The sequence below is a fragment of the Streptosporangium sp. NPDC004379 genome, from assembly GCF_042873875.1.
Lineage (GTDB): Bacteria > Actinomycetota > Actinomycetes > Streptosporangiales > Streptosporangiaceae > Streptosporangium.
Genome location: NZ_JBIAMC010000005.1, coordinates 362,382 through 376,347, shown reverse-complemented (window position 1 = coordinate 376,347; position 13,966 = coordinate 362,382). Strand labels below are relative to the sequence as shown.

General features: G+C 72.6%; 15 protein-coding genes. 10 read left to right on the top strand and 5 right to left on the bottom strand.

Annotated elements, in window-relative coordinates:
* Nucleotides 1-8: 8 nt before the first annotated feature.
* Nucleotides 9-569 carry a TetR/AcrR family transcriptional regulator gene (locus tag ACFYSC_RS13905; RefSeq protein WP_389960914.1) on the top strand — a complete coding sequence of 187 codons (561 nt, stop codon included), beginning with the start codon at nucleotides 9-11 and terminating at the stop codon, nucleotides 567-569.
* A gap of 162 nt (nucleotides 570-731) precedes the next feature.
* Here ACFYSC_RS13905 and ACFYSC_RS13900 read toward each other — a convergent pair whose 3' ends face one another.
* Nucleotides 732-2,249 carry a phytoene desaturase family protein gene (locus ACFYSC_RS13900; RefSeq protein WP_389960912.1) on the bottom strand — a complete coding sequence of 506 codons (1,518 nt, stop codon included), beginning with the start codon at nucleotides 2,247-2,249 and terminating at the stop codon, nucleotides 732-734.
* A gap of 400 nt (nucleotides 2,250-2,649) precedes the next feature.
* Here ACFYSC_RS13900 and ACFYSC_RS13895 point away from each other — a divergent pair, with 400 nt between their 5' ends.
* The 3 genes from ACFYSC_RS13895 (at nucleotide 2,650) to ACFYSC_RS13885 (ending at nucleotide 6,413) form a co-directional block, all read left to right on the top strand.
* Nucleotides 2,650-3,588 (top strand): pseudouridine-5'-phosphate glycosidase, encoded by a 939-nt coding sequence (locus tag ACFYSC_RS13895; protein ID WP_389960910.1) that lies wholly within the window; start codon nucleotides 2,650-2,652, stop codon nucleotides 3,586-3,588.
* A 7-nt stretch (nucleotides 3,589-3,595) separates the two neighbouring features.
* The gene (locus tag ACFYSC_RS13890) at nucleotides 3,596-4,546 is read left to right on the top strand and encodes a carbohydrate kinase family protein (protein ID WP_389960908.1); all 951 of its coding nucleotides are present in this window, start codon (nucleotides 3,596-3,598) and stop codon (nucleotides 4,544-4,546) included.
* A 64-nt stretch (nucleotides 4,547-4,610) separates the two neighbouring features.
* Nucleotides 4,611-6,413 (top strand): hypothetical protein, encoded by a 1,803-nt coding sequence (locus ACFYSC_RS13885; RefSeq protein WP_389960906.1) that lies wholly within the window; start codon nucleotides 4,611-4,613, stop codon nucleotides 6,411-6,413.
* A gap of 47 nt (nucleotides 6,414-6,460) precedes the next feature.
* Here ACFYSC_RS13885 and ACFYSC_RS13880 read toward each other — a convergent pair whose 3' ends face one another.
* A complete protein-coding gene (locus tag ACFYSC_RS13880; protein ID WP_389960904.1) occupies nucleotides 6,461-6,889 on the bottom strand; it encodes a DoxX family protein in 429 nt (142 codons plus the stop codon).
* A 78-nt stretch (nucleotides 6,890-6,967) separates the two neighbouring features.
* On the opposite strand from ACFYSC_RS13880, the gene ACFYSC_RS13875 reads away from it, so the two are divergent.
* Complete coding sequence (locus ACFYSC_RS13875; RefSeq protein WP_389960902.1) at nucleotides 6,968-7,477, top strand: MarR family winged helix-turn-helix transcriptional regulator; 510 nt, start codon at nucleotides 6,968-6,970, stop codon at nucleotides 7,475-7,477.
* A gap of 122 nt (nucleotides 7,478-7,599) precedes the next feature.
* Here the strand turns inward: ACFYSC_RS13875 and ACFYSC_RS13870 are convergent, their stop codons facing one another.
* Complete coding sequence (locus ACFYSC_RS13870; RefSeq protein ID WP_389960900.1) at nucleotides 7,600-8,961, bottom strand: glycoside hydrolase family 6 protein; 1,362 nt, start codon at nucleotides 8,959-8,961, stop codon at nucleotides 7,600-7,602.
* A gap of 238 nt (nucleotides 8,962-9,199) precedes the next feature.
* Here ACFYSC_RS13870 and ACFYSC_RS13865 point away from each other — a divergent pair, with 238 nt between their 5' ends.
* The 3 genes from ACFYSC_RS13865 (at nucleotide 9,200) to ACFYSC_RS13855 (ending at nucleotide 11,107) form a co-directional block, all read left to right on the top strand.
* Nucleotides 9,200-9,463 (top strand): CopG family transcriptional regulator, encoded by a 264-nt coding sequence (locus tag ACFYSC_RS13865; protein WP_389960898.1) that lies wholly within the window; start codon nucleotides 9,200-9,202, stop codon nucleotides 9,461-9,463.
* Nucleotides 9,460-9,873 carry a DNA-binding protein gene (locus ACFYSC_RS13860; protein ID WP_389960896.1) on the top strand — a complete coding sequence of 138 codons (414 nt, stop codon included), beginning with the start codon at nucleotides 9,460-9,462 and terminating at the stop codon, nucleotides 9,871-9,873. Before ACFYSC_RS13865 ends, ACFYSC_RS13860 begins: the two co-directional genes overlap by 4 nt.
* Before the next feature lie 97 nt (nucleotides 9,874-9,970).
* On the top strand, nucleotides 9,971-11,107 hold the full coding sequence (locus tag ACFYSC_RS13855) for a DUF5685 family protein (RefSeq protein WP_389960894.1): 1,137 nt from the start codon (nucleotides 9,971-9,973) through the stop codon (nucleotides 11,105-11,107).
* A 146-nt stretch (nucleotides 11,108-11,253) separates the two neighbouring features.
* Here the strand turns inward: ACFYSC_RS13855 and ACFYSC_RS13850 are convergent, their stop codons facing one another.
* Nucleotides 11,254-11,916, bottom strand: a complete 663-nt coding sequence (locus tag ACFYSC_RS13850) for a class I SAM-dependent methyltransferase (protein ID WP_389960892.1) — start codon at nucleotides 11,914-11,916, stop codon at nucleotides 11,254-11,256.
* 210 nt (nucleotides 11,917-12,126) lie between these two features.
* Here ACFYSC_RS13850 and ACFYSC_RS13845 point away from each other — a divergent pair, with 210 nt between their 5' ends.
* Together ACFYSC_RS13845 and ACFYSC_RS13840 are read left to right on the top strand one after the other, a co-directional pair.
* Entirely contained in the window at nucleotides 12,127-12,408 is a 282-nt protein-coding gene (locus ACFYSC_RS13845; protein WP_389960890.1) for a type II toxin-antitoxin system Phd/YefM family antitoxin, read from the top strand.
* Nucleotides 12,409-12,412: 4 nt separating this feature from the next.
* A complete protein-coding gene (locus ACFYSC_RS13840; RefSeq protein ID WP_389960888.1) occupies nucleotides 12,413-12,691 on the top strand; it encodes a type II toxin-antitoxin system RelE/ParE family toxin in 279 nt (92 codons plus the stop codon).
* Nucleotides 12,692-12,804: 113 nt separating this feature from the next.
* On the opposite strand, the gene ACFYSC_RS13835 is transcribed toward ACFYSC_RS13840, so the two are convergent.
* On the bottom strand, nucleotides 12,805-13,962 hold the full coding sequence (locus ACFYSC_RS13835) for an acyl-CoA dehydrogenase family protein (RefSeq protein ID WP_389960886.1): 1,158 nt from the start codon (nucleotides 13,960-13,962) through the stop codon (nucleotides 12,805-12,807).
* Nucleotides 13,963-13,966 lie beyond the last annotated feature (4 nt).

The window sequence follows — 13,966 nt, the reverse complement described above, 5'->3', positions numbered from 1 at the left end:
GAACGGTGATGGGTGCCCGGCGCAGCGACACCAGGGAACGGATCCAGCAGGTCGCGCTGGAGCTGTTCGCCGAGCGGGGATACGAGAAGACCTCACTGCGGGAGGTCGCCGAGCGGCTCGACATCACCAGGCCCGCGCTGTACTACCACTTCAAGGCCAAGGAGGACATCCTCAACGGCGTCATCGAGGATCTCACCGCCTCGATGGAGGAGATCGTGGAGTGGGCCGGCGCCCAGCCGGGCACGCCCGAGGCCAGGGTGGAGGTCCTGCGCCGGATCGCCGCGCTCCTGGAGGACCAGTGGCGGCCGCTCGTCCGGTTCGCCCAGGTCAACCAGGACGTCATGGCGGGGCTGCCGGCCGGTGAGGAGATGCGGCGGCGCATGATCGCGCTGATCTCGGTGCTGAGCGGTCCCGGGGACGACCCCGTCCGGCAGTTCGAGGCGCGTCTGGCGGTGATCGCCCTCATCCTGGGCACCGTCCCGCTGTCGATCTTCGGCATGGACCTGCCCGAGAAGGAGCAGTCGGCGACGGCGCTGACCGTCGCCACGAGACTGGTCACCGGCGGCTGAGCCCCGGCGGCACACCGTACGGCCCGCCCACCGGTCGCCGGGGCGCGCCGAAGGCCCCGTCCTGAGCGGGAGCGCGCTCAGGACGGGACGACGCTCAGGGCGAGACGACGCTCAGGGCGAGACGACGCTCAGGACAGGACGACGCTCAGGGCGGGACCGCGCTCAGGACAGGACGGCCATGGCGGCGTTGTGGCCGGGGATGCCGCTGACGCCGCCGCCGCGCCGGGCGCCCGCGCCGCAGAGCAGGACGCGCTCGAAGGCGGTCTCCACCCCCCACTTGCCCGGCTCGCCGTACGGCCACGACAGGTCCCGGTGGAAGATGTGCCCGCCGGGCAGTCCCGCCTCGTCCTCCAGGTCCACCGGGGTCTTCACCTCCAGGCACGGGCTCCCGTCGGGGGCCCGCAGCAGGCAGTCCTCGATCGGCTCGGCGAGCACGGAGTCGACGGAGGCGAGGGTGGCCCGCAGCGCGGCCTCGCGCGCCCCGGCCGGGTCCTCCCGGAACAGCCGGGCCGGCATGTGCAGGCCGAACAGGGTCATCGTCTGCGCCCCGGCGGCGCGCAGGCCGGCGCCGAGGATGGACGGGTCGGTCAGCGAGTGGCAGTAGACCTCGGCCGGGGGCAGGGCGGGGATCCGCCCGGCGGACGCCTCGGCGTACGCGCGGGCGAGCAGGTCGCGGCCCTCGTTGATGTGGAAGGTGCCGCTGAAGGCCGCCACCGGGTCCACCTCGGCGTCCCGCAGGCGCGGCAGCCGGGACAGCACCATGTTGACCTTCAGCTGCGCCCCCTCCGGCGCGATCCCGTCGCCGCCGAGCAGCCGGGCCAGCACGGCCGGCGGCACGTTGGCCAGGACCCGCTCGCCGCGCACCGTGTGCTCGCCACCGGCGTCGCGGAAGGCGACCTCGCCCGAGGCGGGGTCGACGGCGAGGACCTCGGCGCCGGTCAGGATCTCGGCGCCGGCCGAGCGCGCCGCGTCGGCGAGGCCGCCGGAGACCGCGCCCATGCCGCCGACCGGGACGTTCCAGTCACCGGTGCCGTCGCCGATCACGTGGTAGAGCAGGCAACGGTTGGCCAGCAGGCCGTCGTCGCGGGGGTCGGCGAAGGTGCCGATCAGGGCGTCGGTGAGCACCACCCCGCGTACGGTGTCGTCGGCGAAGCGCTCGTCCACGACCTCGCCGATCGGCCGCTCGAACAGCTCCCGCCACGCCTCCTCGCCGACGAGGCCGCGCATGGCCTGGCGGTCCATGAGGGGACGCAGCAGGGTGGGCGCGACGCGTCCGGCGACGCGCCCGGTCAGCGCGTAGAAGCGCCGCCAGGCCGCGAGGTCGGTCTCACCCCCGGTCACCCGGGCGAAGGAGGCCGCGGTGCGGGCCTCGTCGCCGTGGTCGACCAGCAGTCCGGTGTTCCCGACGGGGGTGTAGGAGGCGTAGCGGCGGCGGCGCAGCTCCAGCCGGAGCCCGAGGTCGGACACGATCTTCGAGGGCAGCAGGCTGACGAGGTAGGAGTAGCGCGACAGGCGGGCGTCCACGCCGGGGAAGGCCCGCGCCGACACCGCGAGGCCGCCCACGTGGTCCCGGCGCTCCAGCACCAGGACGCGGCGGCCCGCGCGGGCGAGGTAGGCGGCGGCGACCAGGCCGTTGTGGCCGCCGCCCGCGATCACTGCGTCATACCGGGAACGGAACACTCGTCATCCCTCGAAAGGCTCTCGGAGGCGGTGGGGGGCGACGCCCGGCCATGTCCGGCACCATATAGCGAAGGTGACAAAACGGTCTATAGGTCACTTCTCATTGCCGCTCAGACGGTAAGGCGGGTACCTCTCCGATGGGAGGCAGGTGTCACCCGCCGCCGGCCTCCCGCCGCCGGCCTCCCGCCGCCGGTGGGAGGCGTCGGCCCCGGAAGGGGAACGGGGCCCCGGCCACGCCCCGCACCGCGCCACCGGCGCGCGGACGTGGCGTTCCCGGCGGTTCCACGGGTGGACGTCCCTCCTGGACGGCCGTAACGTGATCGTCCCGGAAGCAGCAATCCCGGTTACACCGTTCCAAAAGGGCGACGAGCCGGCCCGCACAGGGAGACAGAGACCGCTCATGAGTACCACCCAGCAGCCCATCGAAAGCGTGCTCCGACCGTCCGGCGAGGTGGCCGAGGCACTGGAACGGGGCGCCCCCGTCGTGGCACTGGAGTCCACGATCATCTCCCACGGCCTGCCCCAGCCCCGCAACCTGGAGGTCGCGGCCGAGCTGGAGCGGATCGTCCGGGAAGCCGGGGCGGTGCCCGCGACGATCGCGGTGCTGGACGGGGTGGCGCGCATCGGCCTGGACGAGGGCGGGCTGGAGCGGATCGCCACCGAGCCGGGGCTGCGCAAGCTCGGCTTCCGCGACCTGCCCGCCGCCGCCGCGCTGCGGGTCAGCGGCGCGACGACGGTGTCGGCGACCTCGTTCCTCGCGGCCCGCGCGGGCATCCGGGTCTTCGCCACCGGCGGTCTGGGCGGCGTGCACCGCGGCTGGGTCGAGACCCAGGACGAGTCGGCCGACATCGACATGCTGAGCCGTACCCGCATCACCGTCGTCTGCGCGGGGGTGAAGTCGATCCTGGACGTGCCGGCCACCCTGCAGCGGCTGGAGACGCGCGGGGTCACCGTCGCCGGTTTCGGCACCGGCGAGTTCCCCGGCTTCTACCTGCACACCTCCGGCGAGCGGGTGGACTGGCGGATCGAGACCCCCGAGGAGGCGGCGGGCGTCATGCGGGCCCAGGACGCGCTCGGCGGGCCGGAGACCGCGCTGATCGTCGCCAACCCGGTGCCGCGCGACCGGCAGCTCGACCCGGCCCTGCACGACCGGGTGCTCGCCGAGGCGCTGGAGGCGGCCGAACGGCAGGGCGTCAGCGGTCAGGCGATCACCCCGTTCCTGCTGGACTACCTGGTCAAGGGCACCGACGGCGCCTCCCTGGAGGCCAACCTCGCGGCCGTGCGGGGCAACGCCCGCGTCGCCGGGCTGATCGCGGCGGCGTGGAGCCGGGGAAACTGAGGAAACCGTGAGCACAACCGGCCTGCTGGTCATCGGTGACGTGGTCACCGACGTCGTCGCGCTCCACGGGGGCACCGCCCTGGCCCACCTCGCCGTCGGGACCGACACGGCCGCCGACATCGTGCTGCGTCCGGGCGGCTCGGGGGCCAACACGGCCTCCTGGGCCGCCCACCTGGGCGCCGACGCGCGGATCCTGACGCGGGTCGGCTTCGACACGGGCGAGTGGCACGCCGCCGAGCTGCGGCGCCGGGGGGTGCGCCCGCACCTGCGGGTGGACCCCGAGCGGCCGACCGCGGTGGTCATCGCCATGGTCGACGTGACCGGCGAGCGTTCCATGCTCACCAACCGGGGCGCGGGCGGGCACATCGGCACCGACGACTGGGACGAGAGCCTGCTCGACGGGGTCGGCCACCTGCACCTCTCGGGTTACACGCTGTTCGCCGAGCCGGGGCTCCAGCTCTCCCGGGTGGCCCTGGCGGAGGCCGCCCGGCGCGGCGTCACGGCCAGCGTCGATCCGGCCTCGACCGGGTTCCTGCGGTCCTTCGGCGCCGAGCGGTTCGTCGAGGAGACCCTGTCCGCCCGGATGGTCATCCCGAACCTCGACGAGGCGCGTCTGCTCACCGGCGAGTCCTCCGCCGAGGGCGCCGCCGAACGGCTGAGCCTGCGGTACGGCGCCGCCGCCGTGAAACTCGGCTCCCGGGGGGCGCTGATGGCCCGCGGCGGAAAGTTGACCGCCCGGGTTCCCGGACTGCCCGCGGAAGTGGTTGACTCGACCGGGGCCGGTGACGCGTTCGCCGCGGGCCTGTTGACCGCCCTGCTGAGAGGGGCTGACGACGAGGCCGCGCTGGACGCGGGACGCCGGGCCGGGGCCGAGGCGGTGACCGCCGTCGGCGGACGGCCGCGCGTCTCCGGGTCCGAAGTGGGTACCAACGAGCTTTATCCTCTTATCACCAATTGATAGCTTGCGGCGTAAGCTGCACCATTAGCCACATGCGTCACTTTGGGGAGGTTGCGGTCCACCGATGGATGCCGATTCATCGATCTGCCTGAGTGATCTGGTACCGGCCCTGCGCTGGAGCAGGCCACAGCAGGTCGCCGAAGCCCTCTCCGATCCCCGCCTGCCCGCCGGCTGGTGGTCCTCGGTCACCCTCAACAAGGCCCTCGGCACCGCCGGGCTCGACTGGATCTGCGACCGGCTCGCCCGGCTCTCCGTGTCGCGCTGGGATCACCTGCCGTTGAGCGACGTGCTGCCCGCCCTGCACGTGCACACCGTCGATCCCACCCTGCCCGGATGGCCGGAGCCGGCCCGCGCGGCCATCACCGCGCTGGGCGGCTGGTCCCGGCTGCGCCGGCTGACCTCCGCCGACCTGGGCGGCACGCCCGGCCAGATCGGCCCCGAGGCCGTGGTGACGGCCGTGTTCCACGAGGTGCTGGGACGCGTTCCCGGGATCTCTGCGGTCTCCGGGGTTCCCGGGCTCGCGGAGCAGGCCGGGACCGCTGCGGGAACGACCGCGGAGAACCGTACGGCCGAGCGGACGGCCGCCCCGGCGGCGACCCCGGCGACCTCGGCGGCCCCCGAACGGCAGGCCCCGGCCGCGCCGTCCACGCCGGCCGCGCCGCCCGCCGTCTCGGTGCCCGCCCAGTCCCCCGCTCCCGGCGCGCCGCAGCCCGCCGCGGCGGCCATGCCGCAGGCCGAGCCCGTCGCGGCGCAGGCGCCGGCGCGGCCGCAGGTGGATCTCAGCGACTACCCGCTGGTCCGCCTGGTGGAGAACATGTTCCGCGACTGGAACCCGCTGGAGCTCGCGGTCGCCGTGGAACGGTTGTTCGCCGTCGACCCGATCAGCCTGCGCGCGCTCGCCCACAGGCTCAACGCCGGCCGCGACGCCCTGTCGGCGGCCCAGCGCACCGCCGAGGAGCGCATCCTGCTGTGGCTGCGCTCGCCGGAGTCGGCCCCGCTCACCGGTCACATGTTCGGGCTCACCGAGTGGCTGGGCTCGGCGGCGACCGAGGAGCAGCTCATCGCGGCCGACCCGGCGCACCCGGTCGAGGTCCCCACGCTCCGCACGCCGCTGTGGCGGGTGCTGGTCACGCTCATGCCCGACCGGCGGCTCCAGGACGGCTGGCTGGTCGTCGGGGATCTCGGCGGCCTGCGCGACCGGACCCGCCAGCTGCTGGCCGGGCAGCCGTCCGACGCCGACGTGGTCGCGCTCATGGAGCGCCAGCTCGGCATCCGCGCCCACTCCGCCCCGGCGTGGCTGGTCGCCCTGAACAACTCCCCGGCCGGGAACCAGGGCTCCCCGCAGCAGGGCGGCGCCGGCTCCCCCGGCCAGGGCGGTCAGCTCCCGCGCCGCACCCCGGGCTCCAACGCCCACAACAACCATCGCGGCGGTCAGCCGATCCCGCAGGTCAACCCCGGCTCCATCGACCCGCGCGCCGCGCTGGCGACCCTGTCGGCCCTGTCCGGCAACGGCCGCCCGCACCTGGTCTCCAGCCGGCGGACCCCGCTGCACCCGCCGTCCGGTCCGCCGAGCTCCTCCGGTCCGGGCACCGACCCGAGCCGCTGGCAGCGGATCGAGGTGACCAGCGAGCACCTGCGGGGCGGCCCGGTGGCGGTGCCCGAGGGGTACGCCACCAGGCTCGGCATGCGTCCGGGCACGCTCCTGTCGGTGACCGGCCCCGGCGACAACGCGGTGGTGCTGGTCTGGCGCGACCAGCCCGTCTTCGACTCGCTCCAGCCGGTGCTCATGCGCCTGAACGCCCGGCCGGGCGACCAGGTGTACGTCACCGTGGACGGCTACCGCCTGGAGGCCCAGCTCCCCGGCTGAGCCTCCCCCGGCCCGCCCGGGCCCTTTTCACGGCCGGGCGGGCCGTCTCAGACGGTCACGGCCTCGGTCCGGCGGCCCCGCCGCCACAGGCCGTCCACGGCCAGCGCCCCGCCGCCGCTGAAGCCGATGGCCAGGGCCGCCGCGGCGAGGGCCAGGACGAACTCGTATCCCCCCTTGTCGGCCGCGAACCCGTTGGCCCCGTGGACGAAGACGATCGCGCCGGCCATGTCCAGGGCGAGCAGGACGCCGAACACCGGCAGCGCCGCGCCGACGATGAACGCGATCCCGCCGACGACCTCCAGCACGGCCACCGCCGGGGCCGCCAGGCCAGGCAGCGGGATCCCGATCTGCTCGAAGAACGCCGTCGTCCCGGAGATCCCCATGGTGGTGAACTTCTGCCACCCGTGGACGAGGAAGATCACTCCGATGCCGATCCTCCCCAGCAGCAGGGCGAAGGGCCGAATCCTGTCGAGCATTGCCACTCCTCTGTCAGTTCGAATTTGAACAACAACCTAGCCGCTGGTTCAAATTTGAACAACCCGTACACTGGGTCCGTGAAGGACACCCCATGGCTGAGCGAGGCCGAGATGGGCGCCTGGATGGCCTATCTCACCGCCTCGCACATGCTCGAACGGCGCATCGAGGAGCAGCTGAAGGCCGACTCGGGGCTGACCCACGCCCAGTACGAGATCCTCGCCAAGCTCTCCGCCGCCCCCGGGCGCCGCATGCGCATGACCGAGCTCGCACGCAGGGCCGTGGTCTCCAAGAGCGGGCTCACCTACCAGGTCGGACGGCTGGAGAAACGCGGTCTCGTCGAGCGGGCGGCCTGCCCGTCCGACGAGCGGGGCGTCCTCGCCGTGCTGACCGACCAGGGCATGCGCTGCCTGGAGAAGACCGCCCCCGGCCACGTGGCCGTCGTCCGCGCGTTCCTGATCGACCGGCTCACCCCCGAGGAGCTGGCCGGCATGACGCGGATCATGTCCAGGGCCGCGGCGGCTATGGCGTCACCCTCCGAGGCCGGTCCGGCGGACACGAGGGACACGGCGGGCACGGCGGGCACGTAGGCACGCGAAAGCCCGCCCCGCGGCACCGTGAGGGCCGCGGGGCGGGACGGGAGCCGGTACGGCCCGCGCGCGGGGGCGCGTGGTCCGCGCGAGCCGTACCGGGCAGGGGCCGCGCCGCCGGGTCAGGCGGCGGCGCAGCCGACCGAGGCCGGCGCGCCGGAGGTTCCGGGCGCGTTGCCGGTGAAGCCGAAGGACGTGGTGCCGCCGGAGGGGAGGGCGCCGTTGTAGTCGACGTTCTTCACCGTGACGGCGGAACCGCTCTGGGTGTACTTACCGCTCCAGAGCTGGGTGATGGTCTGGCCGCCGGAGAAGGTCCAGTTCACCGTCCAGCCGTTGATGCTCTGCCCGCCGGTGTTCCGTACCGTCACCTCGGCCTGGAAGCCGCCCTGCCAGGAGCTGACGACCTTGTAGTCGGCCGTGCAGGTCCGGTCGCCGGGCGGAGGCGTCGTGGGGGTCTGGGTCGGGGTGGAGGTGGGCGTCACCGTGGGCGTGGGGGTCACCGTGGGCGGGACCGTGGGCCACGGCGCCGCCATGGCCAGCTCGTAGGCGCGCTGCGGCACGAACTGCCCGGCCGGGCCGATGCAGCCGTCGGACTCACCGGGAAGCTTGATCCAGAGGAACGCGTCGATCGCCGAGTCGCCGGTGCTGGTCGTGCTCGGCGTGCCGATCGCCCGGCCCCCGGGGTCGCACCACTCGCTGCCCTGCGGGCCGTTGCCGTTGCGGCTGGTGTCGATCACGGCGCGCAGCCGGGAGATCCCGGTGGCGGAGATGATGTTCTTGGCGTACGCGACCTCGGTGGAGGTCCAGCGGTAGTTGGAGACGTTGAGGGAGAAGCCGTCACCGCTGTCGGCGATGCCGGCGGCCTTCAGGCGGGCGGCGGCGTCGGAGGCGGACAGCCAGCCCGAGTGGCCGATGTCGAAGTAGACCTTCGCCGACGACGAGGCGGCCTTGAGCTTCTTGCCGGCGTACGCCATGGAGGCGTTGGTCTCCTGCTGCTGGGACGAGTTCATGCAGCTCGTCATGATCGGCAGGACGTCGGGCTCCAGGATGATCGACGCGGGGCGTCCCTGCAGGCCCGCGGCGACCTCGTCGATCCACTGCCGGTAGGCCGTGTGGCTCGGCGCGCCGCCGGCGCTGGCGCCGCTGCAGTCGCGGTTGGGGATGTTGTAGACCACCAGGATGGGCGTCTTGCCGGCGCTCGCGGCGGCGCCGACGAACGCCGACACCTGGCCTCGCACGGTGGAGGTGTTGGTCGTGGTGAACCACCGGGCCTGCGGGACGGCGGCGATCCGGTCGCGGATGACCGGCGTACGGGAGTCACCGGGGTTGGCCGCGACCCACTTGGCCGCGCCGGTCTCCGGGTCGACGTAGAAGGGGGAGTCGGCCGCGGCGGCACCGGAGGCCAACGACGCCACGGACGCCGCGACGCCGGTCGCCACGGCCAGGGCCGCGCCGAGCGCGGCGAGGATCGGCCTTCTTCGCATGGGGACTCCTTGAGCAGGGGGTGGGAGCGCTCCCACACTAACGAGTCCCCCTCCCCCGCCTCCAGTGAACACGGCCCGTCCCCGCCGTTCCACACTCGCGACCTGCGACTACGACCCCCGTAACCGTTGAAAGTTTCACTTCTCCCCGAAGACGAGGAGCACGGCCCGGCCGTGGGGGAGGCGGGAAATCACGCGGCGTCCCGCCGCAAGCAGTAGCATCCCGAGTAGGATAAGGAGCATGCCAGATCCTACTCAGAAGTACTCGATCAGCATGCCTCGCGACATAGCGGAAGCCGCCCGTGCCCGCAGTGGACCTTCAGGACTTTCCGCATATGTCGCCGCCGCGGTCGCCCGGCAACTCGAGCGTGACAACCTTGACGAACTCATCATGGTGGCCGAGGCCGAGCACGGCCCGGTGACCGATGAGGAGATCCAGGCCAAGCGGGACCTTCTCCACCAAGCTCGCGAACAGCAGCGCACATCCGGGTCGAGCGCCGCGTGACCCGCACCACGCCCGCGTCGGGGGGCACTCTCGTCCTGGACAGCGAGGGACTGGCGAAGGCCGTTCTGCGTGATCGTGACGTCACCGGCTGGCTGGCCCTGGCGCGAGCGGACGACATGCGGGTGATCACCAGTGCGGCGGCGATCGTTGAAGTCGTGCACCCGAGAATCAGAAGGACCGCACTCGAGTGGGCCCTGTCCCGTATCGTCGTCGAGCCGGTCACGGAAACCCTCTCCCGTCGCGCGGCGGCCCTGCTGAGCGACGCGGGTCTGCACGGGCATCGGCACGCCATCGACGCCATGCTCTGCGCGACCGCGCTCGCGGCCCCCGGCCCCGTCACCGTCCTCACCTCGGACCCCGAAGACCTCGCCGTGCTCTGCGGCCGGGAAGCCGTCGTCGTCAAGGTCTGACGGCGCGCGCGTCCGGATCACCTCGGAGCCCTCTTCCCGTGCACGTGATGCGACCGATAGATGGCACCATTTATCCCATTCGCACCAGGGAGCTCATGTGTTCGGAATCGTTCGGCCGTGTCGGCACGGGATGTGCGGCGGGCTGTTCAAGGAGTGGATGGCGCACCTGTGCGGGCTCTGCCTCGCCCTGCGGGACGAGCACGGCCACGCCGCCCGGCTGGTGACCAACTACGACGGCCTGCTCGTCTCGGTCCTCACCGAGGCTCAGGCGACCACCCCCGCCACGCGCCGCCGGGCCGGGGCCTGCGCCCTGCGCGGGTTCAAGGGCGCCGACGTCGCCGAGGCCGAGGGGGTACGGCTGGCCGCGGCGGTCTCGCTGATCCTGGCGGCCGGCAAGGTCGCCGACCACGTCGCCGACGGCGACGGCGCCTACGCCCGCCGCCCCGTGGCCCTCGTCGCCGGGAAGGTCGCCGCCCGCTGGTCGGCCGCGGGCGCCCGTACGGCCGGCGACCTCGGGTTCGTCCCCGAGCCGCTGCTGCGCGCGGCCGAGGCGCAGGCAAGGCTGGAGAGCACGCCGGGCCTGGGGCTCCTGGAGCTCACCGCGCCCGCCGAGGACGCGGTCGCCGCCGCCTTCGGGCACACCGCGCTGCTCGCCGGGAAACCGCACAACCGCGAGACCCTCATGGAGGCGGGACGCCACTTCGGCCGCCTGGCCCACCTGCTCGACGCGGTGGAGGACCTGGACGGCGACCGGGCGACGGGCGCCTACAACCCGCTGACCGCCTCCGGCACCGATCTCGTCACCGCCCGGCGGCACGCCGACGACGCACTGCTCGGCCTGGAGCTGGCCGTGGCCGACCTCGACCTGGAGCGGCGCACGCTGGTGCGGGCGCTGCTGGTGAAGGAGACCCGGCGCTCGGCCGACCGCGTCTTCGCCTTGGCGGGCCGGGAGCGGCAGGAGGTCCCCGGGTTGCCGGGGCCTCCCGAGGCGCCGCCGCGCGACCCGCGCCTCAAGCCCGACCCCGGGGGCCTGCTGTCGATCGCGTGCGCCGCGACGACCTGCTGCACCTGCGGGCTGTACCGGCCGCCGTGGGACGAGGAGCGCTACAAGTCGTGCTGGGACCGCTGCGACTGCGGCAGCTGCACGGACTGCGGGAACTGCTGCGACTGCTGTGATTGCTGCAACTGCGGCGGTGACGGCTGCGGCTGCGACGGCTGCGGCTGCGACTGCTAGCCGTACCGTCCCATCTCGGTGTCCATGAGGCACGACACGCTCCCTGCCTGCGGTGCCCCACGTTCGACGAGACGGCCGACACGCTGTCCGTCTCACTGATCATGAGGCGACTTCGGTCGGAGTCCTTCGCAGACCCCGGCGGGCGCTCAGGCCCCGCTGCGTCCGGCGGGGGCGTCATAGACCAGGGTGTACCGCCAGAACAGGCGACGCCGGATCCGGGCGCCGGGCAGCTCCCCTGCGACCGCGGCCCGGATGTCGGCCAGGGTCTCCTGCGGATCGACGGTGGGCGCCGTCATGTGCAAGGGCGGCGCATCGGCGCGGGCCGGGTGCTTGACCAGTCCCATGATCGGGTTGGCGACCATGGCCGGCAGGGCGGTGATCAGGTCGGCGGGCCCGGCCTCCCGGTGGCAGCCGACGACCACCAGGCGTCCGCCCGGGGCCAGACAGCCACGCAGCTCCCGGAGAGTGGGCACCAGCGGGAGGTGGTGCAGAACGGCGACGAGGGTGACGGCGTCCCAGCGCCGCTGCGGGTCGCGCCCGGCGAAGCCGGTGTGGACGATGGTGACCGCGGGATCATGGGCGAAGCGCTCCGCCGCGATGCGGGCGGTCGCGGGGTCGGGTTCGAGCCCGGTGACGGTGGCGGCGCGACGACGGAGCAGGGCGGCGAGGTTGCCGGTGCCGCACCCGACGTCGAGGACGTGGCGGGCTCCGCAGGAGGCCACCTGGGCGGCGACCCAGCGGCCGTAGTGGTCGTTGTGGCTCCACGGGTGCCGCCGGTTGAACCGGTCGAGGTGAGACGGCAGCGCCATGACGACCACCTTAACGATCACCACTCCCACTCACGGCCTCGCGCGTCCTGGTGATCGACGCTTTAGTGATCATGCTCCAGGTGTTTGAGACGAACGATGAGATGCCTCATGGCCGGCGAGACCGCCTCAGCCCGGGTGAGACAGGACACGTACGGAAGGCGTGCTCACCAGTACTTCAACGGCTAGATGTACATCGGTTACATTCATTACATGAGCGAACCGGTGATCGAGTCCATGGCGGAGGTCCGAAGGCATCTGGCGGATGTCATCGACCGAGCCCACCGGGACGAAACCCCAACGATCATCACTCGACGCGGCAAGCAGGAGGTCGCGGTGATCGACATTCGTGAGTACCGTCATCTGCGCCGTATCGCGGAACAGGCGGAGGAGTCCTGGCTCAACCGACTGGCCGACGAAGCGGAGTCCGAGGGCACCGAGGGATCGGTCTCCCTCGAAGAGATGGCCGCCATGCTTCGTGACAGGAACGCCTGACCCCGTGGGGTACGTCACACGGTTCACTCCTCACGCGCAACGCGAGATGCTGAAGATCCCTCGCCCCGACGCCCTGCGGATCCTCCATCGTCTCACTGAGCCGCAGAAGGCGATGGACACCGGGGACACCGCGGCCTTCGATATCAAGGCTCTTCAAGGCCACAGCGCACGGTGGCGGCTCCGCGTGGGGGACTACCGCGTCGTGTACACCGTCGAGAACGGCCTACTGCTCGTGTGGGTCATGGCCGTCGGCGATCGTCGCGATGTCTACCGCGATCTCTAGATCCGTGATTCGCCCGTTGAATGCTCTTTCCGGGAAGGGCCCGGCGGGTGATCGATCAGGAAGAACCCTTTTCGTGGATCTCATCCGCCCGGCCCGTCCTCGTCGACCATGGATCAGAGGTCGGCGAGGCCCAGTTCGCGGCTGATGAGCATGCGCTGGACCTCGCTGGTGCCCTCGCCGATCTCCAGGATCTTGGCGTCGCGGTAGAAGCGGCCGACCGGGTACTCGTTCATGAAGCCGTACCCGCCGAAGATCTGCGTGGCGTCGCGGGCGTTGTCCATCGCGGCGTTGCTGGAGACGAGCTTGGCGATGGCCGCCTCCTTCTTGAACGGCTCCCCGGCCAGCATCCGCTCGGCGGCGTGGTAGTAGGCCAGGCGGGAGGTGTGGGTCCTGGCCTCCATGTCGGCGATCTTGAACTGGATGGCCTGGTAGTGGCCGATCGGGTGGCCGAACGCCTGACGCTCGCGGACGTGGCGCAGGCACTCGTCCACGCAGCCCTGGGCCAGGCCGACCGAGAGGGCGGCGATGGCGACGCGGCCCTCGTCGAGGGTCTGCAGGAACTGGGCGTAGCCCCTGCCCCGCTCGCCGAGCAGGTTGGCCGCCGGGACCCGGCAGTCGGAGAAGGACAGCTCGCGGGTGTCGGAGGCGTTCCAGCCAACCTTGGAGTACTTCTTGGAGACGGTGAAGCCGGGCGTGCCCGACGGCACCAGGATCGTGGAGATCTCCGGTCTGCCGTCCGGGCGGCTGCCCGTGATGGCGGCCACCCCGACGACGCCGGTGATGTCGGTGCCGGAGTTGGTGATGAACGCCTTGGAGCCGTTGATCACCCACTCGTCGCCGTCCAGCACGGCGGTGGTGCGCATGCCGCCGGGCACGTCGGAGCCGCCGCCCGGCTCGGTGAGGCCGAAGGCTCCGAGCGTCTCGCCCGCCGCCAGCCGGGGCAGCCACTCGGCGCGCTGGGCGTCGGTGCCGAACCGGTAGATCGGCATCGCGCCCAGCGACACCGCGGCCTCCAGGGTGATGGCCACGCTGGAGTCGATGCGGGCCAGCTCCTCCAGGGCGAGGCACAGGGCGAAGTAGTCGCCGCCCATGCCGCCGTGCTCCTCGGGGATCGGCAGGCCGAACAGGCCCATCGCGCCCATCTGCCGCACGATGTCGTAGGGGAACTCCTCGCGCTCGTAGAAGTCCCCGATCACCGGGGCGACCACGTCGCGGGCGAACGCCTCGACGGTCTTGCGCAGGTCCTCGTACTCGTCGCCGAGCTTGGGCATCGTC

Excerpts from the sequence above, each read along its gene's own strand:
- ACFYSC_RS13905 (WP_389960914.1), top strand. The coding sequence starts at position 9 with ATGGGTGCCCGGCGCAGCGACACCAGGGAACGGATCCAGCAGGTCGCG.
- ACFYSC_RS13895 (WP_389960910.1), top strand. The coding sequence starts at position 2,650 with ATGAGTACCACCCAGCAGCCCATCGAAAGCGTGCTCCGACCGTCCGGC.
- ACFYSC_RS13885 (WP_389960906.1), top strand. The coding sequence starts at position 4,611 with ATGGATGCCGATTCATCGATCTGCCTGAGTGATCTGGTACCGGCCCTG.
- ACFYSC_RS13880 (WP_389960904.1), bottom strand. The coding sequence starts at position 6,889 with ATGCTCGACAGGATTCGGCCCTTCGCCCTGCTGCTGGGGAGGATCGGC.
- ACFYSC_RS13870 (WP_389960900.1), bottom strand. The coding sequence starts at position 8,961 with ATGCGAAGAAGGCCGATCCTCGCCGCGCTCGGCGCGGCCCTGGCCGTG.
- ACFYSC_RS13865 (WP_389960898.1), top strand. The coding sequence starts at position 9,200 with ATGCCAGATCCTACTCAGAAGTACTCGATCAGCATGCCTCGCGACATA.
- ACFYSC_RS13850 (WP_389960892.1), bottom strand. The coding sequence starts at position 11,916 with ATGGCGCTGCCGTCTCACCTCGACCGGTTCAACCGGCGGCACCCGTGG.
- ACFYSC_RS13845 (WP_389960890.1), top strand. The coding sequence starts at position 12,127 with ATGAGCGAACCGGTGATCGAGTCCATGGCGGAGGTCCGAAGGCATCTG.
- ACFYSC_RS13835 (WP_389960886.1), bottom strand. The coding sequence starts at position 13,962 with ATGCCCAAGCTCGGCGACGAGTACGAGGACCTGCGCAAGACCGTCGAG.